The sequence below is a fragment of the Streptomyces cylindrosporus genome, assembly GCF_022698165.1.
GTDB lineage: Bacteria > Actinomycetota > Actinomycetes > Streptomycetales > Streptomycetaceae > Streptomyces > Streptomyces cylindrosporus.
In genome coordinates, this window is record NZ_JALDAY010000008.1 from 47,590 (window position 1) to 72,738 (window position 25,149).

Here is a 25,149-nt window from a genome sequence, read left to right on the forward strand (position 1 = left end):
CAACTCCGTGATTCGCAATCGACCGCCTCAATGCGGTCCGCCACGGCAAGGGAGAGTACGCGCCACACGGCGCGCTCTGCAGTGGCGCCGGGCAAATGGGATCAAACGATCTACCACCATACGCACCCCCCACCCCCAAAGGCAAACCAGCTCCGTCCGGTGTAGGCAAGGTCACTCACCTCGCGCCTCGGCCCGCCTTGCCCGCACCTCGGTGGCCCTCTCCGCCCGCACCTATACCGGCGCCCCGGCCGTCGGCGCCGGCTCGCGCTCCGCCAGTTGCGGCGCCGTCTCCCCGTGCGCCGAGGACGACGGCTCGGCGGACGGCGGTGGCTCCGGCGTCGCGGACGGCGGCGGATCACTCGGCGTCGGCTGCGGATCGGCCGTCCGGGTAGGCGTCGGCGCCGCCTTGGTCGGCGTGGCAGCCCCCGGCTTGCCGCTCACCTCCGGCTTCCCCTTCACGGGCGCGGACGCGCTCGCGTCAGCCGACGGCGAGGCGGACGGCGACGCCGACTCCGTCGCCTCCCCCTTGCCCTTCTTCCCGCCGTGCTTGCCGTCGGCGGCCACCCCGAACCCGCCGCCGGACACCGCCGACCCCCCGTCCGGCGCCTCACCACCCCGCTGCCCCGCAGAATGCGAGGGCTTCGCGCCCCCGCCTCCCCCGTCGTCACCCACGCTCATGCAGCCGGCGGCAGCGGCGACGGCCATGACCGTGGCGGCCAGTCGGACGGGTACGTACTTCGGGCGCACGGGAAGCCACCTCCGAGGGCGGGAAAGAAGTCAACCTCCTCAACTCCCGCCGCCCGCAAGAGGACACGCGCCGGTGCCATCCGTGCCCGGCTCCGGTCAAGCCGCGGTCCGCCCGCCACCACCCCACGTCACCGAGGCGATCACGTTGGCGACCACGGTCGTCACGACGAGGCTCCCGACCATGACCATCCCCACGCCGACCACGAAAAGCCCGCTGGCGTCGTCCGACCAGTCCAGGTAGGCGGCAACGGTGAGACCCGCCGTCGTACCGAGCACCGCGCCCGCGACATGGCGCCGGGAGGCCGCCCAGTACACCGCCGCCAGCAGCGTCAGCACCAGACCGGCCACCTGCCACACCTCGTACGGCCCGGTCGTCGTACCGTCGGCATGCACATCACGTCGCTGGTCCCAGCCCAGCCACGCGGCCCACGCCCCCAGCGACACCACGGCCGGCAACAGTGCCGGTCCCAGCCGGCGAACACCTGCGAGAAGTCCTTGGCTCATGGCTCCAGCGTCGCCACCCGCCCGGCCCACGCCCAGAGCGCAGGTACTCACCTCCACCCGAGTACATGGACCCACTCGAGCGCCTCGTCCCCGACAATGGCTCTGTGCTGGAGATGACACGCGAATCGTTCGAGGAACTCGTCAGCCAGGCCCTGGACCGGATCCCGCCGGAGCTGACCCGGGTCATGGACAACGTCGCCGTGTTCGTCGAGGACGAACCTCCGGCCGACGACCCCGAACTGCTGGGCCTGTACGAGGGCACCCCCCTCACCGACCGCGGCGAGTGGTACGCCGGAGTTCTGCCCGACCGCATCTCCATCTACATGGGCCCCACCCTGCGCCACTGCGAAACCGCCGAGGACGTCGTCCACGAGGTCGCGGTGACCGTGATCCACGAAGTCGCCCACCACTTCGGCATCGACGACAAACGCCTCCACGAACTCGGCTGGGGCTGACCCCGCCCACCCGGCGCATATCCGCCCCCGCACTTGGGCATACGGGACCAATGGCCCGCGTACCCGCCATCGCCGTGACCGCCCTGAACCGGATACGAAGGACCCCGCACCTCCTCACCCGCCGCCACCGCAGCCGCCGCCAGGCCCCCGTCCTCGAACTCGCCGCCCGCCCGCGCCCCTGGACCCGCGGCCTGGGCCTGGTCGCGGTCGTCCTGCTCGGCGCCTGGCTGGGCCTGCTGGCCGTCGGCAACGTCCGCGTCCCCGTCGGCCCGATGAACACGACGATGACCCTGCGCCCCTCCCTCACCGGCGGCACGAAGATCAACGTCTCGCCGCTCGGCGCGCTGGAGCTGAACAGCCACCACGGCCCGGTCCGCCTGGACGTCAACGTCGACCAGCTCGACCCCGAGCGCGCCTCGGCCCTGGTCGACCACCCCGAACGCCTCTCCGGCCTCCAGGACGAGGTGGCCCACGACGTCGAGCACGGCACCCTCGACCTCGCCCTGCGCTCCGGCATCGCGGTCGTCTCCGGCGCCACCGCCCTCGGCCTCGCCGTCTACCGCCGCCCCCGCCGCGCCCTCGCCGCCGGCGGCACCGCCCTCGCCCTCCTCGCGGCCTCCGGCGCGACGGCGTACGCGACCTGGAACCCGAACTCCGTACTCGAACCGAAGTACTCGGGGCTCCTCTCCTCGGCCCCGTCCCTGGTCGGCAACGCGCGCAACATCGTCACCGAGTTCGACGTCTACCAGAAGGAGCTGGCGCGCCTGGTGACGAACGTGACGAAGCTGTACGACGTCACGTCCACGCTCCCCGCCTACCAGCCGGACCCCACCACGGTCCGCGTCCTGCACGTCTCGGACATCCACCTCAACCCCGCGAGCTGGAAGATCATCGCTTCGCTGGTGGAGCAGTACAAGGTGAACGTGATCGTCGACACCGGCGACACGATGGACCATGGCACGGCCGCCGAGAACGGCTTCCTCGACCCGATCGCCGACCTCGGGGCGCCGTACGTCTGGGTCCGCGGCAACCACGACTCGGCCACCACCCAGCGCTACCTCTCCCGCATGAAGAACGTGCACGTCCTCGACGACGGCCGCGCGGAGACCATCGCCGGCCTGCGCTTCGCCGGCATCGGCGACCCCCAGTTCACCCCCGACCGCTCCAACCCGCCGGGCGCCGACGCGTCCGAGCAACTGGCGGGCGACCGGCTCGCCGCGGCACTGCGCGACCAGCGGACGGCGGGCACGCCGGTCGACGTGGCCATGGCCCACGAGCCGTCGGCCGCCCGCGAGGTCGACGGCGAGGTCCCCCTCGTCCTCTGCGGTCACCTCCACCACGAGGGCGACGAGATCCTGAAGTACGGCACCCGCCTGCGCATGGAGGGCTCGACGGGCGGCAGCGGCCTGCGCGCCCTGGAGCACAAGTACCCGGCCCCCATCGAGGCCTCGATCCTCTACTTCGACCGCGACACCCGGCGCCTGCAGGCCTGGGACGCGATCAAGCTGGGCGGTCTGGGCGAGACGACGGCCGAGGTCACCCGCCACCTCCCGAAGGAGAACCAGCCGGGAGCCGCGTCCCCCTCCCCGTCCTCCCCGTCCTCGTCCACCCCGTCAGCCCCCACCTCCTCGGCCCCGTAAACCGTTTTGGCGATACCTCCCCCCATCCCATATGCTTCTCACGTCCCCGACGCGCTGAGAAGCGCCCAGGCGGGCCGATAGCCCTCATCGTCTAGCGGCCTAGGACGCCGCCCTTTCAAGGCGGTAGCACGGGTTCGAATCCCGTTGGGGGCACGCAAAACCGTGTGCGACACTGGTGGTCGCCCACACAGCAAGGTCCTGTGGAGCAGTTTGGAGTGCTCGCCACCCTGTCAAGGTGGAGGCCGCGGGTTCAAATCCCGTCAGGACCGCTGAAGCTTCCTCGGAAGCTTCGTGGCTGGGTAGCTCAGTTGGTACGAGCGATCGCCTGAAAAGCGATAGGTCGCCGGTTCGACCCCGGCCCCAGCCACAAGCACGAAACCCCCCTCCCGGACATCCGGAGGGGGGTTTCGTCGTCCACAGAGGACCTGAGGGGGGTTCTTGAGACACATCGCCAGAGGGCTGGTGACGGCAAGTGCCGTGCTGGTCGGCACGCTTGCGCTGCCCGGCACCGCCCACGCCGCCGGACCGAACGTGAAGGACGCGTACAGCGACCAGGCCGACTGGTCGGTGCTCGACGTACGCCTCAACTACAGCGGCGACATCACCAAGGTCACGGCGACGCTCCGCCCGGTCGGCGGCAGCGAGTCGGACGCGCCGGTGGCCACGATCACCGACTTCACCAAGAAGTACTACGTCAGCTCGTGGGAGGGGATCTGGGCCTCCCAGCCCATCCACCTGGACACGCTGGGCGACTACACGGTCGACGTGGAGGCGACGGACAGCGCGGGCGAGACCACCGTCCAGCAGAACGCGGGCACCCTGCACTACCAGAAGCAGCCCGTCATCACCGGCTTCGCCGTCACGCCGACCGAGCCGGACATCGAGCACCGCACGGTCACGGCCACCGGCGACATGGTCGTCCGCGACCCCAGCACCCGCGAGACCGTGCCGCTGCCCGGCGCCACCGTGGGCCTCACGTTCGACGAGAACCAGGACACGACCGTCGTCACGGACGAGGCCGGCCACTTCGCCGCCTCCGACGAGACGACGTCGGGCGGCTGGACCTTCGCCCAGTACAACGGCGACCTGGGCTTCGCCACCGTCCCCTGGGTCGACGTCAGGCCGCAGGCCGCGCCGACCCGGTTCGTCCTGGACAAGAGCAGCTTCCACGTCACCGCCGGCGACAAGGTCGACGTCACCGGCACCCTCCAGTACCAGTACGGCGACGAGTGGAAGCCGCTGGCCGGCATCCCGCTGGAGATGGACTACAAGGACTGCACCACCTGCAACCCCGTCGAGGCGACGACCGACGCCAACGGCCGCTTCTCCTTGGTGAAGTCCCCTTGGGGCAGCAAGAGCGTCTTCGAGGTCGCCTTCCAGCCGTACCCGTACAACCCGTTCGTCCAGCGCACCACGACCGCCGACGTCACCGTCGCCGTCACCGCGACGACGAAGTTCACCGGCTTCACGGCGTCCCTCGACAAGTACGCCCAGCTGACCGTGAACGGCACCCTCGACCTGATCGGCCGCGACACCAGCGACCAGGCCAGTGTCGACATCCAGTACTCGGCCGACGGCAAGACCGGCTGGAGCACGAAGAAGACCGTCAAGACCAGCTTCGGCTCCCAGTTCACCGTCGAGAAGCTCCCCGGCTACACCGACGGCTACTGGCGCCTGCACTACGGCGGTTCCTCCACCAAGGACATCAAGGGCACTCTCAGCACCGCCCTGCGCCGCAACCGCGCCCTCACCCGCGTCAAGGACGCCAACGCGTCCCCCGAGCCGGTGACCAAGGGCCACACGATCACGGTGAAGGGCGTGCTCCAGGAGCTCAAGGTCGGCAGTACGACCTGGAAGGCTTACGGCGGCAAGAAGGTGCAGATCCTCTTCCGGCCCAAGGGCAAGACCACCTGGTACCTGATGGCCACCGTCACCACGCAGACCAACGGCTCCTTCGCCAAGGGGTTCAAGGCGACGCAGGACGGCACCTGGGTGCCCGTCTTCCTGTACCCCGACAGCAAGCACTTCGTCGGCGACGGCCGGGAGGACTACGTCGACGTGCGGTGACCGGCTTGGCACCGCGCCTCGCCGGGCGCTACCTTCCAGGGCCATGGGGGACGCCGAGTTGGAGAAGAGCCGGGCCCGGTACGGGCTGCTGGCCGTGGTGATCAGCAATCTGGCCATAGCCGGGGTCGCGATCTTCGGGGTGTGGCGGCTCGGTGGGGACAAGTCGGTGATCGTCGGCGTCCTCACCGCCGCCTTCACCGCGGTGAGCAGCATGACCACCGCCTACCTGGGCATCAAGGCCGTCTCCAACACCGCGAAGTCGATCGCGCTGGGAGACGGCGCCGCCCGCCAGCAGCAGCCGCCGGCGCCTGCCGCGCCCCCGGCCCAGCGGACGCCCTGAGGCTTCGGCAGGGGCACCGGCCACAAATGGTTCGCCACGAATTTCCCGGGGATGAGATCCTGGATCGCGTATGTCTACGCATCCTGCCCCCGGCACTCCGGCACCCGGCACCCCGGCACCTGGCACCCCGGCGCCCGGTTCCCCGGCCCTCGGTGATCTCGCCCCCCGCCTGACCGAGCTCTCCCTGCGCGACGCGCAGCGGCTCGGGCGCAGGCTCGAAGGTGCGCGCAAGATCCGTAAGCCGGAGGCCCGTGCCGCCGTCCTCGCGGAGATCGAGGCGGAGATCGGCAAGGCCGAGGAGCGGATCGGTGCCCGGCGCGCCCGTGTGCCCTCGGTCACGTATCCCGAGCAGCTTCCGGTCAGCCAGAAGAAGAGCGACATCGCCGACGCGATCCGCGACCACCAGGTCGTGATCGTCGCCGGTGAGACCGGTTCCGGCAAGACCACGCAGATCCCGAAGATCTGTCTGGAGCTGGGGCGGGGCGTGAAAGGGATGATCGGGCACACCCAGCCCCGTCGTATCGCCGCCCGTACGGTCGCCGAGCGCGTCGCCGAGGAGCTGGACACTCCGCTCGGGGAGGCCGTCGGCTGGAAGGTGCGCTTCACCGACCAGGTGAACCAGGACGCCACCTTCATCAAGCTGATGACGGACGGCATCCTGCTCGCCGAGATCCAGACCGACCGCGAGCTGCGCGCCTACGACACGATCATCATCGACGAGGCCCACGAGCGGTCCCTGAACATCGACTTCCTGCTGGGGTACCTGGCCCAGCTGCTGCCGCGCCGGCCCGATCTCAAGGTCGTCATCACCTCCGCGACCATCGACCCGGAGCGTTTCTCCCGGCACTTCGGCGACGCCCCGATCATCGAGGTGAGCGGGCGGACGTATCCGGTGGAGGTGCGCTACCGGCCGCTCCTCGAAGAGGACTCGGACGACTCCGACCGCGATCAGATCACCGCGATCTGCGACGCCGTCGAGGAGCTCCAGGGCGAGGGCAAGGGCGACATCCTCGTCTTCCTCTCCGGCGAGCGCGAGATCCGCGACACGGCGGACGCCCTCGTGAGGAAGAACTACCGGTTCACGGAGGTCCTGCCCCTCTACGCCCGGCTCTCGCACGCCGAGCAGCACCGCGTCTTCCAGCCGCACACCGGGCGCAGGATCGTTCTGGCTACGAACGTCGCCGAGACGTCCCTGACCGTCCCGGGCATCAAGTACGTCATCGACCCCGGCTTCGCCCGCATCAGCCGCTACAGCCACCGCACCAAGGTGCAACGGCTCCCCATCGAGCCGGTCTCGCAGGCCAGCGCCAACCAGCGCAAGGGCCGCTGCGGCCGTACGTCCGACGGCATCTGCATCCGCCTCTACTCCGAGGACGACTTCCTCTCGCGCCCGGAGTTCACGGACGCGGAGATCCTCCGTACGAACCTCGCGTCCGTCATCCTCCAGATGACCGCGGCCGGCCTCGGCGACATCGAGAAATTCCCCTTCATCGACCCGCCGGACCACCGCAACATCCGCGACGGCGTCCAACTCCTCCAGGAACTGGGCGCGTTGGACCCGTCCGAGAAGGACGTACGCAAGCGGCTCACCCAGACCGGCCGCAAGCTGGCGCAACTGCCCGTCGACCCGCGCCTCGCCCGTATGGTCCTGGAGGCCGACAAGAACGGCTGTGTCCGCGAGGTCATGGTCATAGCCGCCGCGCTGTCGATCCAGGACCCGCGCGAGCGCCCGGCGGAGAAGCAGGCGCAGGCCGACCAGCAGCACGCCCGCTTCAAGGACGAGACCAGCGACTTCCTCGCCTATCTGAACCTGTGGCGGTACGTCCGCGAGCAGCAGAAGGAGCGGGGGTCGTCGTCCTTCCGCCGGATGTGCAAGCAGGAGTACCTGAACTTCCTGCGCATCCGCGAATGGCAGGACATCTACACCCAGCTCCGTACCGTCGCCAAGCAGATGGGCATCCACCTCAACGACGAGGACGCCCCCGGCGACCGCGTCCACGTCTCCCTCCTCGCCGGACTCCTGTCCCACATCGGCATGAAGGACGTGAAGGACGGCGCGAAGAACGAGTATCTGGGCGCCCGCAACGCCAAGTTCGCGATCTTCCCCGGCTCGGCGCTCTTCAAGAAACCGCCGCGTTTCGTGATGTCGGCGGAGCTGGTGGAGACCTCCCGCCTCTGGGCCCGCGTCAACGCGAAGATCGAGCCGGAGTGGGTCGAGCCCCTGGCCGGGCATTTGCTGAAGCGCACGTACTCCGAACCGCACTGGGAGAAGGACCAGGCGGCGGTGATGGCGTACGAGAAGGTCACGTTGTACGGCGTTCCGATCGTCGCCGACCGGAAGGTCAACTACGGCCGTATCGACCCTGAGGTCAGCCGCGAGCTGTTCATCCGCAACGCGCTGGTCGAGGGCGACTGGCGTACGCACCACAAGTTCTTCGCCGACAACCGCAAGCTGCTGAGCGAGGTCGAAGAGCTCGAACACCGGGCGCGGCGCCGGGACATCGTGGTCGACGACGACACGCTCTTCGACTTCTACGACGCCCGGGTGCCCGAACACGTGGTGTCCGGCGCGCACTTCGACTCCTGGTGGAAGCGGAAGCGGCACGAGCAGCCCGAATTCCTGGACTTCGAGCGGGAGATGCTCATCCGGGAGTCGGCGGAGGCGGTCACCAAGGCGGACTATCCCGACAGTTGGCGGCAGGGGCAGCTCAAGTTCCGTGTCACGTACCAGTTCGAGCCGGGCGCGGACGCCGACGGTGTGACGGTGCACGTCCCGCTCCAGGTCCTCAACCAGGTCAAGGACGAGGGCTTCGACTGGCAGATCCCGGGGCTGCGGGAGGAGTTGGTGACGGAGCTCATCCGTTCCCTCCCGAAGCCGATCCGCCGCAACTACGTGCCGGCGCCGAACTTCGCGAAGCGGTTCCTGGACACGGCAATGCCACTGCAGGAGCCCCTGACCACGACCATGGCGCGCGAGCTCAAGCGCATGGTCGGCGTCCCCTTCACCGCCGAGGACTTCGACTGGACGAAGGTCCCGGACCATCTGCGGATCACCTTCCGGATCGTCGACGAGCGGCGCCGGAAGCTGGCCGAGGACAAGGATCTGGAGACGCTGCGGCTGCGCCTGAAGCCGAAGGCCCGCCAGGCGCTGTCCCAGGCCGCCGCGGCCACCGCGTCCCGCGAGGGCGGCGAGTCCCTGGAGCGCAAGGGCCTGACGGACTGGACGATCGGGTCCCTCACCCGCGTCTTCGAGACGCGCCGGGCGGGCCAGCCGGTGAAGGCGTACCCGGCGCTGGTCGACGACGGCGACACCGTCTCCGTACGGCTCTTCGACACGGAGGCGGAGCAGGCGGAGGCGATGTGGAAGGGCACGCGCCGGCTGATCCTGCGCAACATCCCGGTGAACCCGGCCAAGTTCGCCAGCGATCGGCTGACCAACGCCCAGAAGCTCGCGCTGTCCGCCAACCCGCACGGCTCGGTCCAGGCCCTGTTCGACGACTGCGCGATGGCGGCGGCGGACAAGCTGATCGGGGACTTCGGGGGGCCGGCGTGGGACGAGGAGTCGTACCGGAAGCTGTACGACAAGGTGCGCGCGGAGATCGTGGACACGACGGTGCGTACGGTGGGCCAGGTGCAGCAGGTGCTGGCGGCCTGGCAGGCCTGTGAGCGGCGCCTGAAGTCCGTGCACAGCCCCGTGCTGCTGGCGAACCTCCAGGACGTGCGCAAGCAGCTGGACGCGCTCGTGCGGCCGGGCTTCGTGACGGCGACGGGCATCCGGCGCCTGCCGGACCTGATGCGCTATCTGGTGGCGGCGGACCGGCGGCTGCAGCAGATGCCGACGAACGTCCAGCGGGACACGACCCGTATGGAGAAGGTCCACGAGATGCAGGACGAGTACGCCTGGCTGCTGGAACAACTCCCCCAGGGCCGCCCGATCCCGTCCTCCGTCACGGACATCCGCTGGATGATCGAGGAACTCCGGGTCAGCTACTTCGCGCACGCGCTGGGCACGGCGTACCCGGTCTCGGACAAGCGGATCGTGAAGGCGATCGACGCGGCCGCTCCGTAACCGCCCCCGCACCCTGGGTGAGTTCGACTGGTGGGCTCACCCTCCTGTACAGTCTCTTCTCGCAGCGCAACGCACAAGTGGCGCCGCGAAACCTGGTCCTGTGGAGCAGTTTGGAGTGCTCGCCACCCTGTCAAGGTGGAGGCCGCGGGTTCAAATCCCGTCAGGACCGCAGCAAGCAAGTAGGCCCACATCCCGCCAAAGGATGCGGGCCTTCTTCGTTCCCGCCCCGCGCTCAGCTCGCCAACCTGTCGAGGTGGAGGCCGCGCCCGCGGCGCAGCCGCAATCGGGCACAGCAAATCCCGTCAGGACCGCAGCAAGCAAGTAGGCCCACATCCCACCGAGGGATGCGGGCCCTCTTCATGTCCGGGTGCCGGTCCGTGTCACCCAGCCCGTCCGGCGTTTGAGGACGAGGCCCGTTCAGGGCCGAAGCGGGGGTCCGGGGGCGGCAGCCCCCAGGGGGTGACCCTCGCGCCGGGTGCTGATGCACAGGCGGCCCCATGCGCATCCAGCGTCCGGCGGAGCCCCACGCCGTCTTGACGGCTTCTCGCCGCGCCGGTACCCAGAAGACAGGGCCGCTCCCCGTGCGGCCCTTGGAGGTGGCGTATGGCGGCATCGGCCAGGCACGAGACGCGGGCCCTGCTCCGCGCGCATCTGTCGGCCGCGTCGTCCTACGGGCATCTGACCCGCCACTGCCCGATCTGCCACCACCTGCTGCGGCTGGCGATGGATTCCGCACCGAGAACCGCTCAGACGCCGGACGAGGTCCTGGAGGACGAAAGTCCCGCCGGTGCGTGACCTTCGGCGACCCCCAGCCCCCCTCTAGCGCACGCGGACCGGCGGCAACAAGGACTCTGGCATGTGACGGGTGTCACCGCATGAGTTTCTGAAACCGCGGTACTTACGCCTCACCTACAACTGGTCAATTTAATATGTGCAATTGCACCACTCTCGGCACCCGCTCCGAGGCCGTCCACAGGAGATCCGACAGCCCTCCCCAGACTCCGACAAGCCCGCTCACAGAGGCCCCGGCCCGGCACTCCGCGCGCACAAAAAAGATCGCGCTGGACCCGGCGGAGTCCAGCGCGATCGACGACGCACCCTGTTCACAACTTGCTTGGGAAGCCCCGGAAGGGCTTGGGCGTGGGCTCTGTTGGGGCAGAACCCGCGTCGCTTGGAGCTAGGGTTCGGGCACCTCGGCGCAGTTGGGGGACCTGCCGATTCGCCCTGGTATGGAGTTGTCAGGCCTCGCTGCGCTGCTGCGGGATGCCCGCGAGCAGAGCACGGACCTCCGCCTCGCGGTAGCGGCGGTGCCCGCCGAGCGTACGGATCGACGTGAGCTTGCCGGCCTTCGCCCACCGCGTGACCGTCTTCGGGTCAACGCGGAACATCGTGGCGACCTCAGCCGGGGTCAGCAGCGGCTCGGCATCAGGGGTGCGAGCGGTCATGAGCGGCCTCCTCGGGAGAACCGAACCTTCTCGGTTCTTTCCTCTAAATTCTGCACCTTGACCCGCGTTGCCCGAAATGGCGGACGCGAGTCGAGTCGGTTATAGGACGAACGGCTTGTCCTCGGCACTACAACTACACCATCTGTCCAGCCGCTAGGGCCAAACCGACGGAATTGCCCCTCCAGGCGCCCATCAGCGACGGAAGCCGATGGACCATGCCATAGCGGACAGTCACGCCACTGTGACGATCAGTCACACCGGCGATCAGGAGCCATCAGGAGTCACCAGACCCCCCGAAGCATGCAATGCGGACGGAGTCCTCCCCCGGACTCCTTGTCCTATTTTGGCATGAGGAGGGGCAAGAGACGCAAGGGCCGGGTACGTGCGTTCCGTCACCCTCGACACATAAGCCCGGATCGGGCCCTACGTCCGATGTTGACGAAACCTCAGGAACCTCAGAGCCAGGACGAAACCCCAAAACGGGTGATTCGTCAAACGCCCGTTCGTTACCTAGTTCGCCGAGCGCCGGTCCCTGACGGACCGCCAGCGCTCCACCAGACGCGCGTACGCCTCCCCGGCGGCCGCCCCGTCGCCCTGCCGCAGCGCCTCGATGCCCTCGGCCACGTCGGCCGCCGAGTGGTCGTCCTCCAGCTCGCCGGCCGTCAGGGTGTGCACCAGGCCGCCGTAGTCCAGCTCGACCAGTGAGCGCGGGTGGAACTCCTCCAGCCAGCGCCCCACGTCCACCAGCCCGTCGATGAGCGGCCCGTCGTCCATGGCGTCCTTGAGGGCCCGCAGCGCCCGCGCCACCCGCCGCCGCGCCTGCACCATCGGCGTCCGGTAGCGCAGCGCCGCGGGGATCTCGCCGGAGCCCTTGTCGAAGCGCCGCTCCTGGTCGGAGACGAGCACGAACCAGTGCAGCGGCACCTGCCAGGTCCCGGTGCGGATCCACGGCCGGGCGTCCGGGTTGCGCACCAGCCAGCGCTCGTAGTCGCCGGTCGCCTGGCGCCGTACGAACTCCGGCAGGGCCGCGTCCAGGACCGCCCGCGGCAGCTCCTCGGGCAGCTCCTGCAGGGCCTGCCAGCCGCGCAGCCGGGTCCGCCAGGGGCACACGCACACGACGCCGTCCACGTCGAGCACGAACGCGTCGCTGCTCTCGTGCACCGGCACCGGGATCGGCGGGGTGGGCAGCAAGTCGGCCAGCGAGCGGCGCAGTTCGTCCTGGTACGACGGCCGGTCGGCGCGGCGGGCGTAGCGCGCCCAGTGGGTGCGCTCGGGCTCGGGGAAGGCGGCCAGCGGTTCGTAGACGCGGAGGTACGTCGCGTACGGGACGATCACCGAGGACACCTTGGGCACGCCTGCTCCCTCCCCCGCCCACCACCGGGAAAACCTGCGGAACCCGCTCACAAACGTGCGGGAAATCTATGCAAATCGTCGCACGGACGTACTCCGGTGGTAGGTGATCCTGAGCACTGCGCGGATGGCGGGGCCGCGAGGGTCTAAATTCGTGCTCACAGCCCCCGCCACCCACACGGGGAGCTGGTCTCCACCCGCCGCTACTTACTTCAGGAGTCACCACAGTGACCGACGTAACCGGCGCACCTGCTGATGTACTGCACACCCTGTTCCACTCGGACCAGGGCGGACATGAGCAAGTCGTGCTCTGCCAGGACCGCGCCAGCGGCCTCAAGGCCGTGATCGCCATCCACTCCACCGCGCTGGGCCCCGCGCTCGGCGGTACGCGCTTCTACCCGTACGCGACCGAGGCGGAGGCCGTCGCCGACGCGCTCAACCTCGCGCGCGGGATGTCGTACAAGAACGCCATGGCCGGGCTCGACCACGGCGGCGGCAAGGCCGTGATCATCGGCGACCCGGAGCGGGACAAGAGCGAGGAGCTGCTGCTCGCCTACGGCCGCATGGTCGCCTCCCTGGGCGGGCGCTACGTCACCGCGTGCGACGTCGGTACGTACGTCGCCGACATGGACGTGGTCGCACGGGAGTGCCGCTGGACGACCGGGCGCTCGCCCGAGAACGGCGGCGCGGGCGACTCCTCCGTGCTCACCGCGTTCGGCGTCTACCAGGGCATGCGGGCCAGCGCCCAGCACCTGTGGGGCGACCCCTCGCTGCGCGGCCGCAAGGTCGGCATCGCCGGCGTCGGCAAGGTCGGCCACCACCTGGTGACGCACCTGCGCGAGGAGGGCGCCGAGGTCGTGATCACCGACGTGCGCGAGGAAGCCGTGGGGCGGATCCTCGCGGCCCACCCGGAGGGCGTGAGCGCCGTCGCCGACACCGCGACCCTGATCCGCGTCGAGGGCCTGGACATCTACGCCCCCTGCGCGCTCGGCGGCGCCCTGAACGACGACACCGTGCCCGCGCTCACCGCGCGGATCGTCTGCGGGGCCGCCAACAACCAGCTGGAGCACCCGGGGGTGGAGAAGGACCTCGCCGACCGCGGGATCCTCTACGCGCCGGACTACGTGGTGAACGCCGGCGGCGTCATCCAGGTCGCCGATGAGCTGCACGGCTTCGACTTCGACCGGTGCAGGGCGAAGGCGGCGAAGATCTTCGACACCACGCTGGCCATATTCGCACGTGCGAAGGCGGACGGGATTCCGCCGGCCGCGGCGGCCGACCGGATCGCGGAACAGCGGATGGCGGAGGGGCGCAAGGGGCACTGACCCGGAGCGGCCCGGGTGCGGCTCCGGGGTATTTCGGGGCCGCCTCGGGGTTTGGCCGGTACCCGTCGGCGGGCACTTAGAGAGAACTCTCACGTTCGTCGGCGGGTCGCCCGCCGAGAAGTGGTTAAAATCGCGGTTGACCAGCGGGGACGGGGCGCCCCGAGGGTCCTGGACCCGGGCCCGTCCTGCGGGCGACGTACCGTATGGGCGCGGGCTCAGGTACCGTGGAAGCCCTACGGACCGGTCTCTCTGCGGAGAGCCCGTTCCAGATCATGAACGCGTGTCAAGACTCTGGGGCCGTCGAGCCCCGTCACCGAGGGGGTCGAGCCATGGGGCGCGGCCGGGCCAAGGCCAAGCAGACGAAGGTCGCCCGCCAGCTGAAGTACAACAGCGGCGGGACTGACCTGTCGCGTCTGGCCAGCGAGCTGGGCGCTTCGACTTCGAGCCAGCCGCCGAACGGCGAGCCGTTCGAGGACGACGAAGACGAAGACGACCCGTACGCCCAGTACGCGGATCTCTACAACGACGACGATGAGGACGAGGACGAAGAGTCCGGCCCGTCGTCGCAACATCGCCGCGGCGCTTGACGCATCAGCTGTGCTTGACCCGGTCCGGGGTGGTTCCCACCACCGGACCGGGTTTTGCGCTGCCTGTCAGGCGTCGTAGTCGCCGACCAGTTCCGCACCCGTGGTGTGCTCGCCGCGGTCGGTGATCTCGCCGGCCACCCATGCCTCGACGCCGCGGTCCGCCAGTGTCGCCAGGGCCACGTCGGTCGACTCCTCGGGGACGATGGCGATCATGCCCACGCCCATGTTGAGGGTCTTCTCCAGCTCCAGGCGCTCGACCTGACCGGTGCGGCCGACGAGGTCGAAGACCGGGGCCGGGGTCCAGGTGGAACGGTCGACGATCGCGTGCAGGCCGTCCGGGATGACCCGGGCGAGGTTGGCGGCCAGACCGCCGCCGGTGATGTGCGAGAAGGCGTGCACATCGGTCGTCCGCGTGAGCGCCAGGCAGTCCAGCGAGTAGATCTTGGTGGGCTCCAGGAGCTCCTCGCCGAGGGTGCGGCCGAGTTCCTCGACGCGGGCCTCCAGGGAGAGGCCGGCCTGGTCGAGGAGGACGTGCCGGACGAGCGAGTACCCGTTCGAGTGAAGACCGGAGGCCGCCATGGCGATCACGGTGTCACCCGTACGGATGCGATCAGCGCCGAGGAGCCGGTCGGCCTCGACGACGCCCGTACCGGCGCCGGCGACGTCGAAGTCGTCCGGGCCGAGCAGCCCGGGGTGTTCGGCGGTCTCGCCGCCCACCAGGGCGCAGCCGGCCAGTACACAGCCCTCGGCGATGCCCTTGACGATCGCGGCGACCCGCTCGGGGTGGACCTTGCCGACGCAGATGTAGTCGGTCATGAACAGCGGCTCGGCGCCGCACACCACGATGTCGTCCATGACCATCGCGACCAGGTCGTGGCCGATGGTGTCGTACACGCCGAGCCGGCGCGCGATGTCGACCTTCGTGCCGACGCCGTCCGTGGCGGAGGCGAGCAGGGGGCGGTCGTAACCCTTGAGGGCCGAGGCGTCGAAGAGGCCGGCGAAACCGCCGAGGCCGCCGAGGACCTCGGGGCGCTGGGTCTTCCTGACCCACTCCTTCATGAGTTCTACGGCGCGGTCGCCCGCTTCGATGTCGACGCCCGCGCTCGCATAGCTGGCACCAGTTGTCTCAGACATGGGGTGAGAACTTTCGTGTCGTACTACGGGGCTTACGGGCGACGGATCGCGTCGGCCGCGGCCGTGGCTGCGGGACCCGCGGCCAGTTCGGTCTCCAGGAGCTGCTTGCCGAGCAGCTCGGGGTCCGGGAGCTCCATCGGGTACTCGCCGTCGAAGCAGGCGCGGCACAGGTTCGGCTTGGCGATGGTGGTCGCCTCGATCATGCCGTCGATGGAGATGTAGGCCAGGGAGTCGGCGCCGAGCGAGGTGCCGATCTCGTCGATGGTCATGCCGTTGGCGATCAGCTCCGCGCGGGTGGCGAAGTCGATGCCGAAGAAGCAGGGCCACTTCACGGGGGGAGAGGAGATCCGGATGTGGACCTCTGCCGCGCCCGCCTCGCGCAGCATGCGCACGAGCGCCCGCTGGGTGTTGCCACGCACGATCGAGTCGTCGACGACGACCAGGCGCTTGCCCTTGATGACTTCCTTGAGGGGGTTCAGCTTGAGGCGGATGCCCAGCTGGCGGATGGTCTGTGACGGCTGGATGAAGGTCCGGCCGACATAGGCGTTCTTCACCAGACCGGCGCCGAACGGGATGCCGCTGGCCTCCGCGTAGCCGATGGCGGCCGGGGTGCCGGACTCCGGGGTCGCTATCACCAGGTCGGCCTCGACGGGGGCTTCCTTGGCGAGCCTGCGGCCCATCTCCACGCGGGAGAGGTAGACGTTCCGGCCGGCGATGTCGGTGTCGGGGCGGGCGAGATACACGTACTCGAAGACGCAGCCCTTGGGCTTCGCTTCCGCGAATCGGGAGGTACGGAGACCGTTCTCGTCGATCGCCACGAACTCGCCCGGCTCGATCTCGCGGACGTAGGAGGCGCCGCAGATGTCGAGGGCGGCGGACTCGGAGGCGACGACCCAGCCGCGCTCCAGGCGGCCCAGCACCAGCGGGCGGATGCCCTGCGGGTCGCGGGCGGCGTAGAGGGTGTGCTCGTCCATGAAGACGAGGGAGAAGGCGCCGCGGACCTTGGGGAGGACCGTGTGGGCGGCCTCCTCGATGGTCAGGGGCTTGCCGTCGGCGTCCTCCTGGGCCGCGAGCAGCGCGGTGAGGAGGTCGGTGTCGTTGGTGGCCGCCACGCGCGGGGTGCGGCCGCCCTCCTTCTTCGGGAGGTCGGCGACCATCTCGGCGAGCTGGGCGGTGTTCACCAGGTTGCCGTTGTGGCCGAGCGCGATGGAGCCGTGCGCGGTGGCCCGGAACGTCGGCTGGGCGTTCTCCCACACGGAGGCGCCGGTGGTCGAGTAGCGGGCGTGTCCGACCGCGATGTGACCCTGGAGCGAACCGAGCGAGGTCTCGTCGAAGACCTGGGAGACGAGGCCCATGTCCTTGAAGACGAGGATCTGGGAGCCGTTGCTGACCGCGATACCCGCGGATTCCTGGCCCCGATGCTGGAGGGCGTAGAGCCCGAAGTAAGTGAGCTTGGCGACCTCTTCGCCCGGAGCCCAGACTCCGAAGACGCCGCAGGCGTCCTGGGGGCCTTTCTCACCGGGGAGCAGATCATGATTGAGTCGACCGTCACCACGTGGCACGGCACCGAGTGTAGGCGAGATCGACCACTGGTCCGAATTGGGGTTACTCGCCGGTAGTCGGTCAGTCGGCGGCGACGGCCCGCACGCTCGTGCCGTTTGCGCTGGTCAGCGTGAGGGTGTCGTGATCGACTCGGTAGCTGACGGTGGAGTCGAAGAGGCCGAGCAGCGCCCGATCGGTGTCCATGAGTGAGGCGTCGCACATCATTCGGGTGGTCAGCGGTCGGCCGAGCGTGATGTGTCCGCCGCGTACCGTCGCCGTGGCGCCCACGTGATTGCAGCCGAGCTTGCCGCCCACCTTGTGGGTCTTCGCGTCGAAGGCGAGGTGCGGTTCGCCGTGCGCGGCCTTGGTGGTGCCGTCCGCGGTGATGTCCCTGACGCTCCAGTCGACGCCGGTGACGGGCCGCTCGGCGTCGACCGAGCCGCTGCCGCTGTTGGCCTTCTCGCTGCCGCACGCCACCACGAGCGGAAGGACGGTCAGGACGGCGAGGGTGAATCGCTGTTTGTCCATGCCGGTGGGACGGGAGGGACGGACCGCCGGTTCCGTGTCAGCTCATCACCGGCAGCAGCGCGCCCAGGTCCGCCCGCTCGCCACTGGCGCTGACCTGGGCCTCCGCGACGGCGTCCCGCCACGCCACCCGCCCGGTCGCGAGCCGGATCCAGGTCAGCGGGTCGGTCTCGACGACGTTGGGCGGGGTGCCACGGGTGTGCCGGAGCCCCTCGACGCACTGCACCACGGCGTACGGCGGGATCCGCACCTCGGTCGAGCCGCCGGGGGCCTTCGCGGCGAGCGCGTCGGCGAGCAGCCGGGTGCAGGCGGCGAGGGCCTGGCGGTCGTACGGGATGCCTAGGCCGGGGACGGCGGCGTTCAGGTCGTCGGTGTGGACGACGAGTTCGACGGTACGGGTGACCAGGAAGTCGGCGAGGGTGATGGCGCCGGTGCGGAAGTCGAGGACGCGGGGGCCCGGAGTCTCGGCGAGTGCGGCGGCGAGGCTCTCGGCGGTCGCGGCGAGGGCGGCGGCCGGGTCGGTGTCGCGCGCGGCGAGCTCGTGGGCCAGGTCGGAGAGCGCGGAGGCGTTGGCGGCGGTGCCGAACGCCCAGTCCAGGACGGTGATGCCGGGCTTGGGCGGCGCGGGCAGGGCGATGAGCCGGGGCACGACGTCCACGCACATCCCGATGTGCGCGACCAGCTCCCGCACGGTCCACTCCCCGAGCCGCGTGGGCAGCGCGAACTGCTCGGCCGTAAGCCCGCGCACGCCTTCCAGGACGTACCCGAACTGTGCGGTCACGGCGGCGCGGATCTTCACGGAGTCGTAGGTGCGGGCACGCTTCTTGGCCGGAGACATGGCCGGGAGCCTATGCCTTCACGGCGTAGCCGCTCAGGCCCTTTTCGACCAGACCGAACGCCTGGCGGGCGCGTTCGGCGGCATCGGCGGCGACCTGGTCGGCGGACTCCCCGGCGGCGATACGGGCGTGGTGCTCCTCGATGAGCGCGTTGCGGGCGGCGCTGAGCATGGCGGCGGCGACGGTGGCGAGCATGGCGTCGCCGGTCTCCTCGGCGAGCAGCGCGGCCAGGTCGCGGGTGCCCTTCTGCGCGGACAGGATGGCGCGCTCCATCAACGCCGGGGTTTCGAGGACGAGTTGGCGCAGCTGCCGGGAGAGCGGCTCGGGGTGCAGCCCGACCGCGGGGTCACGGGCTTCGGTCATCTCCACGAACTGCCGGCGCACCGCCGCCACGGCGGACTCGCCGGTCCGCCGCTCGCGTACGGCGCGGGCGGCGTCGCCGAAGTGCTCCTCCATGGGCAGGAAGACCAGGTCCTCCTTGGAGCCGAAGTAGTTGAACACGGTCATCTTGGAGACCTCGGCCGCTTCGGCGATCTCCTGGACCGAGACCGCGTCGAACCCGCGCTCCAGGAACAGCTCGACCGCCGTCTCCCAGATCCGCCGCGCCGTCTGCAGCTTCTTCCGCTCGCGCAGCCCCATCGCCTGATCAGCCATAACAGCACTGTACCAAGGCGAAACTTAAGTCGGACCGAACTTTAATCCCGACCGAAACATTGACTGGGTACATAAACCCCGGGCATGGTGGTGCCATGACCGACACCCAGCGCAAGATCGGCTTCCTTGTCTGCCTCGTCACGATCGTCCTGGCCGTCCTGGACCTGCAGATCGTGTCCTCGGCCACCGTCCCGATCGTCCGGGACCTCGACCCGGCCCACGGCATCGACAAGATCCCGTGGCTGGTCAGCGCGTTCGCGCTGGCGTCGGCCGCGCTGCTGCCGCTCTACGGCAAGCTCTGCGACGTACTCGGCCCGAAGCGCGTCTTCACCGGCGCCATCGCCACCTTCCTGCTCGGCTCGGCGCTGTGCGGCGCGGCCCAGTCCATGGACCAGCTCATCGCGGCCCGCGCGGTGCAGGGCCTGGGCGGCGGCGGCCTGATGAGCGTGACGATGGTGGTGATCGCCCACCTCAAGGGCCCGGAGGAGCAGGGCGGCGGCAAGGGCGCGAACGTGGGCGGGCTGGTCGCGGGCGGCGCGATGGCGGTCGGCCCCTGGATCGGCGGTCTGCTCGCCGACCACGCGAGCTGGCGCTGGATCTTCTACGTCAACCTGCCGCTCGGCCTCGCCGTCCTCGCCGGCTCCGCGTTCGCCCTGAAACTCCCCGAGCAGCACGTCCGCCGCCCGCTCGACTGGTCCGGCGCCCTGCTCGCCGCCGCCTTCTCCTGCGCGCTGCTCCTGGTCACCGACTGGGGCGGCAAGAAGTACGCCTGGTCGTCGCCGGAAGTGCTGGCCCTCCTCACCACGGCCGCCGCCGCCCTCGCCCTGTTCCTGTGGCGCCAGCTCCGCGCCCCCGAACCGGTCCTGCCCCTCACCTTGTTCCGCATCCGCGAACTGCGCCTCGGCTTCGCCATCCAGGCGATCATGGGCGCCGCGATGATGGGCGCGATCTACTACGTGCTGATCTACCTCCAGCTCGTCCGCGGCATCAGCAGCTCCTCCGCCGGCCTCTACCTGCTCCCGATGGCCATCGGCATGTCCGCGGCCGGCCTGCTCGCAGGCCCGCTCACCGCCCGCGGCTGGACCCCGCGCACCTTCACCGTCAGCGGTACGGCCACCACCGCGGCGGCCTTCGTGCTGCTCGCCACCACGACCGGCCCCGACACCTCGCTCTGGCTGATCCGGGCCGAACTCCTGCTGACCGGCGCCGGTTTCGGCCAGCTGCTCGGCCAGCTGATCCTGCTCGTCCAGAACGCGTCCCCGCGCCACCGGCTGGGCGTCGCGACCACGTCCATCCGCTACTTCCAGAACATCGGCAGCGCCCTGGGCACCGCCCTCTTCGGCACCGTCCTGGCCCGCCTCTACGCCTCCCACGGCCCCGGCGGCGACGTAAGCGCCCTGGCCCACCTCACCGGAGCGGCCCGCACCGACGGCGTGCACGCCTTCGTCGACGCGACGAGCGTGGTGTTCTGGTGCGGCGCGGGAATCATGGCCGCGGCCTCGCTGCTGGCGCTCCGACTGCCCAGGTCCGGCCCGGAGCCGCTGACTCCGGAGCCGACGACGGAACCGGTCGCCGTATGACGAGAACCCGAAGGCCCCGCCCGTTCGAAACGGGCGGGGGCTTCGGCGTCGTACGAGCGCCTACTTCAGCAGCGCGGGGATGGTCTCCTCGTGCGCCCGGCGCAGCTCGTCGAGCGACAGCTCGAACTCGCCCTGAAGCTCTACCGATTCGCCGTCGACGACACCGATGCGGGTGACGGGCAGACCCCGCGCACCGCACATGTCGTTGAAGCGGACCTCCTCGGAGCGCGGGACGGCCACGACCGCGCGGCCCGCCGACTCGGAGAAGAGGAAGGTGAACGCGTCGAGCCCGTCCGGTACGACCAGACGCGCGCCCTTGCCGCCGAGCAGCGCCGACTCCACGACCGCCTGGATCAGACCGCCGTCGGAGAGGTCGTGCGCGGAGTCGATCATGCCGTCGCGGGAGGCCGCGATCAGGATCTCCGCGAGCAGCCGCTCACGCTCCAGGTCCACCTTCGGGGGCAGACCGCCCAGGTGGTCGTGCACCACCTGCGACCAGGCCGAACCGCCGAACTCCTCACGCGTGTCGCCGAGGAGGTAGAGCAGCTGCCCCTCCTCCTGGAAGGCGACGGGCGTGCGGCGGGCGACGTCGTCGATGACGCCGAGCACCGCGACCACGGGGGTCGGGTGGATGGCGACCTCGCCGGTCTGGTTGTAGAGGGAGACATTGCCGCCGGTCACCGGGGTGCCCAACTGCTGGCAGGCGTCGGCGAGTCCGCGGATGGCCTCCGCGAACTGCCACATGACGGCCGGGTCCTCGGGCGAGCCGAAGTTCAGGCAGTCGGAGACCGCGAGGGGCTTGGCGCCGGTGGTGGCGACATTGCGGTACGCCTCCGACAGCGCCAACTGGGCGCCCGCGTACGGGTCCAGCTTGGCGTAGCGGCCGTTGCCGTCCGTCGCGATGGCGACGCCGAGGCCGCTCTCCTCGTCGATGCGGATCATGCCCGAGTCCTCGGGCTGCGCCAGCACGGTGTTGCCCTGCACGAAGTGGTCGTACTGCGAGGTGATCCACTTCTTGGAGGCCTGGTTGGGGGAGGCGACCAGCTGGAGCACCTGCTGCCTGAGCTCCTCCGAAGTCCCGGGCCGCGGCAGCTTGTTGGCGTCGTCGGCCTGGAGCTCGTCCTGCCAGGACGGGCGGGCGTACGGGCGCTCGTAGACCGGGCCGTCGTGGGCCACGGTCCGCGGGTCGACGTCGACGATCTTGCCGCCGTGCCAGAAGATCTCCAGCCGGTCGCCGTCGGTGACCTCGCCGATGACGGTGGCGATGACGTCCCACTTGTCGCAGATCTCCAGGAACCGGTCGACCTTCTCCGGCTCCACGACCGCGCACATGCGCTCCTGCGACTCGCTCATGAGGATCTCCTCGGGCGAGAGCGTCGAGTCGCGCAGCGGTACGTCGTCCAGGGTGACGCGCATGCCGCCGGAGCCGTTGGAGGCGAGCTCCGAGGTTGCGCAGGAGAGGCCGGCGGCGCCGAGGTCCTGGATGCCGACGACCAGCTTCTCCTTGAAGGCCTCCAGGGTGCACTCGATGAGGAGCTTCTCCTGGAAGGGGTCGCCGACCTGAACGGCCGGGCGCTTCGACGGCTTGGCGTCGTCGAAGGTCTCGCTCGCCAGGATCGACGCGCCGCCGATGCCGTCGCCGCCCGTCCGGGCCCCGTACAGGATGACCTTGTTGCCCGCGCCGGACGCCTTCGCCAGGTGAATGTCCTCGTGCCGCATCACGCCGATGGCACCGGCGTTGACCAGCGGATTGCCCTGGTAGCAGGCGTCGAAGACGACCTCGCCGCCGATGTTCGGCAGCCCCAGGCAGTTGCCGTAGCCGCCGATGCCGGCGACCACGCCGGGCAGTACGCGCTTGGTGTCGGGGTGATCGGCCGCGCCGAAGCGCAGCGGGTCGACGACCGCCACCGGACGCGCGCCCATGGCGATGATGTCGCGGACGATGCCGCCGACACCGGTGGCCGCGCCCTGGTAGGGCTCCACGTACGACGGGTGGTTGTGCGACTCGACCTTGAAGGTCACGGCGTAACCCTGGCCGACGTCCACCACGCCCGCGTTCTCGCCGATGCCCACGAGCAGGGCGTCGCTCTGCGGGGCCTTCTCGCCGAACTGGCGCAGGTGGACCTTGCTGCTCTTGTAGGAGCAGTGCTCGGACCACATGACGGAGTACATGGCGAGCTCGGCGCCGGTGGGCCGGCGGCCGAGGATCTCCACGACCCGCTCGTACTCGTCCTTCTTCAGGCCGAGTTCGGCCCAGGGCAGCTCGACGTCGGGGGTCGCGGCCGCGTGCTCGACCGTGTCCAGAGGCGTCCGGCTCATGCGTTGACCAGCTTCTTGAGGATCGAGGTGAAGAAGGGCAGACCGTCGGTGCGGCCGGAGCCGATGAGCGGCTCGACGGCGTGCTCCGGGTGCGGCATGAGGCCTACGACGTTCCCGGCCTCGTTGGTGATGCCGGCGATGTCGTTGAGCGAGCCGTTGGGGTTGAAGTCGAGGTAGCGGAAGGCGACCCGCCCCTCGGCCTCCAGCTTGTCCAGCGTGTACTGGTCGGCGACGTACCGGCCGTCCATGTTCTTCAGCGGGATGTGGATCTCCTGGCCCGCGCTGTAGTCGCTGGTCCAGGAGGTGGCGGCGTTCTCCACCCGCAGCTTCTGGTCGCGGCAGATGAAGTGCAGGTGGTCGTTGCCGAGCATGCCGCCCGGGAGGAGGTGGGCCTCGGTGAGGATCTGGAAGCCGTTGCAGATGCCCAGGACCGGAAGCCCGGCCTTCGCCTGCTCGATGACCGGCTCCATCACCGGCGAGAAGCGGGAGATGGCGCCCGCCCGCAGATAGTCGCCGTAGGAGAAACCGCCGGGGAGCACGACCGCGTCGACCTGGTGGAGGTTCTTGTCCTTGTGCCAGAGGGCGACCGGTTCGGCGCCCGCGAGGCGGATCGCGCGCTGGGTGTCCCGGTCGTCGAGACTTCCCGGGAAAGTGACGACGCCAATACGAGCGGTCACTTCGCGGCCTCCGCGACTTCATCCACCCGAACCGTGAAGTCCTCGATCACGGTGTTGGCGAGGAAGGATTCCGCAAGATCGTGGATGCGGGCGAGGACGGCGTCGTCGACCGGCCCGTCAACTTCCAGTTCGAATCGCTTTCCCTGACGTACGTCGGAGATGCCTTCGAAACCCAGCCGCGGCAGTGCGCGCTGCACCGCCTGGCCCTGGGGGTCGAGGATCTCCGGCTTGAGCATGACGTCGACTACGACGCGTGCCACGTGCACTCCCGGTGGTGTGGTGCTGAGCAGGTTCCTGCAGGTGGTTTCAGACTACCCGCACAAAATTTCTACGCGCGTCGACTTGTAGGAAGCTACGTGACCGCTGTCACGATTCGGCCTCGACGACCGCGCTCACGAAAATTTCCGGGAAAGATCCGCGATCGACACCCGACAGCTATTGCGCTCGGACACGCCAAAGGATTTAGTCGGGCTTCACATTGCATTGTCGGGCACTGTACAAATGAATTGGCAACGTGCCGTACGAAGGGACCGATATTCGTGGCGCAGAAGGTCGTGGTCACTCTCTTTGACGACATCGACGGCTCGGAAGCGGCGGAAACGATCGCCTTCGGACTCGACGGCAAGTCGTACGAGATCGACCTGAATCAAGCCAATGCCAAGAAACTGCGTAAGGCGCTCGAGCCCTACGTGGAGGCCGGCCGCAAGCGGTCGAAGTCGGGCAGGACGTACCGGCAGACCGAGGTCGCCCCGGACCCGGCCGCCGTGCGCGCCTGGGCCCAGGCCAACAAGATGGACGTCCCGGCCCGGGGACGCATCCCCAAGAAGGTCTACGAGGCGTTCGCCGCGGCCCAGTGAGCCGCGCGGCAGCCACTGCCGACGCCGGGTCACCCGCCCCTCGGCACAACCGACTTGCGTTGCACCCCACCTGGTCAGCTAGAGTCTGGAGCACGCCGAGGGGCGAGGCCGAAAAGCCCAGCCCACGGAGTACATGCGGGTGTAGTTCAGTAGCAGAACATCCCCCTTCCAGGGGGAAGGCGCAGTGTGCAATTCCTGTCACCCGCTCTGCACCGCCGGTCCTGGCTCCCTTGTGGATCAGGTAGGCTGGTGCCCGCGCCGATCGGTGGGAGCCGGTCGGAGGCAATGCGGACGTAGCTCAGTTGGTAGAGCGCAACCTTGCCAAGGTTGAGGTCGCGAGTTCGAGCCTCGTCGTCCGCTCGGGAATGAGACCCCGGTCCACTGGACCGGGGTCTTTTCATGCCCCCTCTCTCCCTCTCTCCCTCCCCCCCTCCCCCCCCCGCGAGTGTCCCTCTGACATTTGTCACGCCGAGCGATGACACCGCGCACTGCTCCC

The 25,149-nt window shown here is 69.6% G+C and carries 22 protein-coding genes and 6 tRNA genes; 16 read left to right on the forward strand and 12 right to left on the reverse strand.

The window, feature by feature from the left end:
* Positions 1 to 231 precede the first annotated feature (231 nt).
* Both MQP27_RS25800 and MQP27_RS25805 read right to left on the reverse strand, forming a co-directional pair.
* Positions 232 to 747: a hypothetical protein gene (locus tag MQP27_RS25800; RefSeq protein WP_242767908.1), complete on the reverse strand. Its 516-nt coding sequence runs from the start codon at positions 745 to 747 to the stop codon at positions 232 to 234.
* Between the two features lie 96 nt (positions 748 to 843).
* Positions 844 to 1,251, reverse strand: a complete 408-nt coding sequence (locus tag MQP27_RS25805) for a hypothetical protein (protein WP_242767910.1) — start codon at positions 1,249 to 1,251, stop codon at positions 844 to 846.
* A 104-nt stretch (positions 1,252 to 1,355) separates the two neighbouring features.
* On the opposite strand from MQP27_RS25805, the gene MQP27_RS25810 reads away from it, so the two are divergent.
* The 10 genes from MQP27_RS25810 to MQP27_RS25855 all read left to right on the forward strand — a co-directional run bounded on the left by MQP27_RS25810 (position 1,356) and on the right by MQP27_RS25855 (position 10,617).
* Complete coding sequence (locus MQP27_RS25810; protein WP_242767912.1) at positions 1,356 to 1,706, forward strand: metallopeptidase family protein; 351 nt, start codon at positions 1,356 to 1,358, stop codon at positions 1,704 to 1,706.
* Between the two features lie 50 nt (positions 1,707 to 1,756).
* Positions 1,757 to 3,346 carry a metallophosphoesterase family protein gene (locus tag MQP27_RS25815; RefSeq protein WP_242767914.1) on the forward strand — a complete coding sequence of 530 codons (1,590 nt, stop codon included), beginning with the start codon at positions 1,757 to 1,759 and terminating at the stop codon, positions 3,344 to 3,346.
* A gap of 80 nt (positions 3,347 to 3,426) precedes the next feature.
* A tRNA-Glu gene (locus tag MQP27_RS25820) sits at positions 3,427 to 3,499 on the forward strand.
* Between the two features lie 41 nt (positions 3,500 to 3,540).
* Positions 3,541 to 3,615: transfer RNA gene (locus tag MQP27_RS25825), tRNA-Asp, on the forward strand.
* A gap of 24 nt (positions 3,616 to 3,639) precedes the next feature.
* Positions 3,640 to 3,713, forward strand: a tRNA-Phe gene (locus MQP27_RS25830).
* A gap of 71 nt (positions 3,714 to 3,784) precedes the next feature.
* Complete coding sequence (locus MQP27_RS25835; RefSeq protein ID WP_242767915.1) at positions 3,785 to 5,413, forward strand: hypothetical protein; 1,629 nt, start codon at positions 3,785 to 3,787, stop codon at positions 5,411 to 5,413.
* A 43-nt stretch (positions 5,414 to 5,456) separates the two neighbouring features.
* Complete coding sequence (locus MQP27_RS25840; protein ID WP_242767917.1) at positions 5,457 to 5,753, forward strand: hypothetical protein; 297 nt, start codon at positions 5,457 to 5,459, stop codon at positions 5,751 to 5,753.
* Between the two features lie 70 nt (positions 5,754 to 5,823).
* Positions 5,824 to 9,822 (forward strand): ATP-dependent RNA helicase HrpA, encoded by a 3,999-nt coding sequence (gene hrpA, locus MQP27_RS25845; protein ID WP_242767924.1) that lies wholly within the window; start codon positions 5,824 to 5,826, stop codon positions 9,820 to 9,822.
* A gap of 94 nt (positions 9,823 to 9,916) precedes the next feature.
* Positions 9,917 to 9,991, forward strand: a tRNA-Asp gene (locus tag MQP27_RS25850).
* Between the two features lie 434 nt (positions 9,992 to 10,425).
* Positions 10,426 to 10,617 carry a DUF6274 family protein gene (locus MQP27_RS25855; protein WP_242767926.1) on the forward strand — a complete coding sequence of 64 codons (192 nt, stop codon included), beginning with the start codon at positions 10,426 to 10,428 and terminating at the stop codon, positions 10,615 to 10,617.
* A 443-nt stretch (positions 10,618 to 11,060) separates the two neighbouring features.
* Here MQP27_RS25855 and bldC read toward each other — a convergent pair whose 3' ends face one another.
* Positions 11,061 to 11,267 carry a developmental transcriptional regulator BldC gene (bldC, locus tag MQP27_RS25860; protein ID WP_003949541.1) on the reverse strand — a complete coding sequence of 69 codons (207 nt, stop codon included), beginning with the start codon at positions 11,265 to 11,267 and terminating at the stop codon, positions 11,061 to 11,063.
* A gap of 510 nt (positions 11,268 to 11,777) precedes the next feature.
* Complete coding sequence (locus tag MQP27_RS25865; protein WP_242767928.1) at positions 11,778 to 12,620, reverse strand: DUF8083 family protein; 843 nt, start codon at positions 12,618 to 12,620, stop codon at positions 11,778 to 11,780.
* Between the two features lie 224 nt (positions 12,621 to 12,844).
* On the opposite strand from MQP27_RS25865, the gene MQP27_RS25870 reads away from it, so the two are divergent.
* Positions 12,845 to 13,942, forward strand: a complete 1,098-nt coding sequence (locus tag MQP27_RS25870; protein WP_242767935.1) for a Leu/Phe/Val dehydrogenase — start codon at positions 12,845 to 12,847, stop codon at positions 13,940 to 13,942.
* 329 nt (positions 13,943 to 14,271) lie between these two features.
* Positions 14,272 to 14,529: a DUF3073 domain-containing protein gene (locus tag MQP27_RS25875; protein ID WP_242767937.1), complete on the forward strand. Its 258-nt coding sequence runs from the start codon at positions 14,272 to 14,274 to the stop codon at positions 14,527 to 14,529.
* 66 nt (positions 14,530 to 14,595) lie between these two features.
* Here MQP27_RS25875 and purM read toward each other — a convergent pair whose 3' ends face one another.
* The 5 genes from purM to MQP27_RS25900 all read right to left on the reverse strand — a co-directional run bounded on the left by purM (position 14,596) and on the right by MQP27_RS25900 (position 19,220).
* Complete coding sequence (gene purM, locus MQP27_RS25880; protein WP_242767939.1) at positions 14,596 to 15,663, reverse strand: phosphoribosylformylglycinamidine cyclo-ligase; 1,068 nt, start codon at positions 15,661 to 15,663, stop codon at positions 14,596 to 14,598.
* A 32-nt stretch (positions 15,664 to 15,695) separates the two neighbouring features.
* Positions 15,696 to 17,225 carry an amidophosphoribosyltransferase gene (gene purF / locus MQP27_RS25885; RefSeq protein WP_242767941.1) on the reverse strand — a complete coding sequence of 510 codons (1,530 nt, stop codon included), beginning with the start codon at positions 17,223 to 17,225 and terminating at the stop codon, positions 15,696 to 15,698.
* A gap of 61 nt (positions 17,226 to 17,286) precedes the next feature.
* Complete coding sequence (locus MQP27_RS25890; RefSeq protein WP_242767943.1) at positions 17,287 to 17,733, reverse strand: META domain-containing protein; 447 nt, start codon at positions 17,731 to 17,733, stop codon at positions 17,287 to 17,289.
* Between the two features lie 37 nt (positions 17,734 to 17,770).
* Entirely contained in the window at positions 17,771 to 18,568 is a 798-nt protein-coding gene (locus tag MQP27_RS25895) for a maleylpyruvate isomerase family mycothiol-dependent enzyme (RefSeq protein ID WP_242767945.1), read from the reverse strand.
* A 10-nt stretch (positions 18,569 to 18,578) separates the two neighbouring features.
* Positions 18,579 to 19,220: a TetR/AcrR family transcriptional regulator gene (locus MQP27_RS25900; RefSeq protein WP_242767947.1), complete on the reverse strand. Its 642-nt coding sequence runs from the start codon at positions 19,218 to 19,220 to the stop codon at positions 18,579 to 18,581.
* A 95-nt stretch (positions 19,221 to 19,315) separates the two neighbouring features.
* Here MQP27_RS25900 and MQP27_RS25905 point away from each other — a divergent pair, with 95 nt between their 5' ends.
* A complete protein-coding gene (locus MQP27_RS25905) occupies positions 19,316 to 20,800 on the forward strand; it encodes an MFS transporter (RefSeq protein WP_242767954.1) in 1,485 nt (494 codons plus the stop codon).
* 60 nt (positions 20,801 to 20,860) lie between these two features.
* On the opposite strand, the gene purL is transcribed toward MQP27_RS25905, so the two are convergent.
* Genes purL through purS form a run of 3 tightly spaced genes read right to left on the reverse strand, consistent with a single transcriptional unit; the run spans position 20,861 to position 24,056 of the window.
* Positions 20,861 to 23,119 carry a phosphoribosylformylglycinamidine synthase subunit PurL gene (gene purL / locus MQP27_RS25910; protein ID WP_242767956.1) on the reverse strand — a complete coding sequence of 753 codons (2,259 nt, stop codon included), beginning with the start codon at positions 23,117 to 23,119 and terminating at the stop codon, positions 20,861 to 20,863.
* Positions 23,116 to 23,796: a phosphoribosylformylglycinamidine synthase subunit PurQ gene (gene purQ, locus MQP27_RS25915; RefSeq protein ID WP_242767958.1), complete on the reverse strand. Its 681-nt coding sequence runs from the start codon at positions 23,794 to 23,796 to the stop codon at positions 23,116 to 23,118. The genes purL and purQ overlap by 4 nt, the downstream gene beginning before the upstream one ends.
* Positions 23,793 to 24,056 carry a phosphoribosylformylglycinamidine synthase subunit PurS gene (gene purS / locus MQP27_RS25920; protein WP_242767965.1) on the reverse strand — a complete coding sequence of 88 codons (264 nt, stop codon included), beginning with the start codon at positions 24,054 to 24,056 and terminating at the stop codon, positions 23,793 to 23,795. The genes purQ and purS overlap by 4 nt, the downstream gene beginning before the upstream one ends.
* A 279-nt stretch (positions 24,057 to 24,335) precedes the next feature.
* On the opposite strand from purS, the gene MQP27_RS25925 reads away from it, so the two are divergent.
* The 3 genes from MQP27_RS25925 (at position 24,336) to MQP27_RS25935 (ending at position 25,013) form a co-directional block, all read left to right on the forward strand.
* Entirely contained in the window at positions 24,336 to 24,653 is a 318-nt protein-coding gene (locus MQP27_RS25925) for a histone-like nucleoid-structuring protein Lsr2 (protein ID WP_242767967.1), read from the forward strand.
* A gap of 135 nt (positions 24,654 to 24,788) precedes the next feature.
* A tRNA-Gly gene (locus MQP27_RS25930) sits at positions 24,789 to 24,860 on the forward strand.
* Positions 24,861 to 24,940: 80 nt separating this feature from the next.
* Positions 24,941 to 25,013 (forward strand) — tRNA-Gly (locus tag MQP27_RS25935).
* Positions 25,014 to 25,149 lie beyond the last annotated feature (136 nt).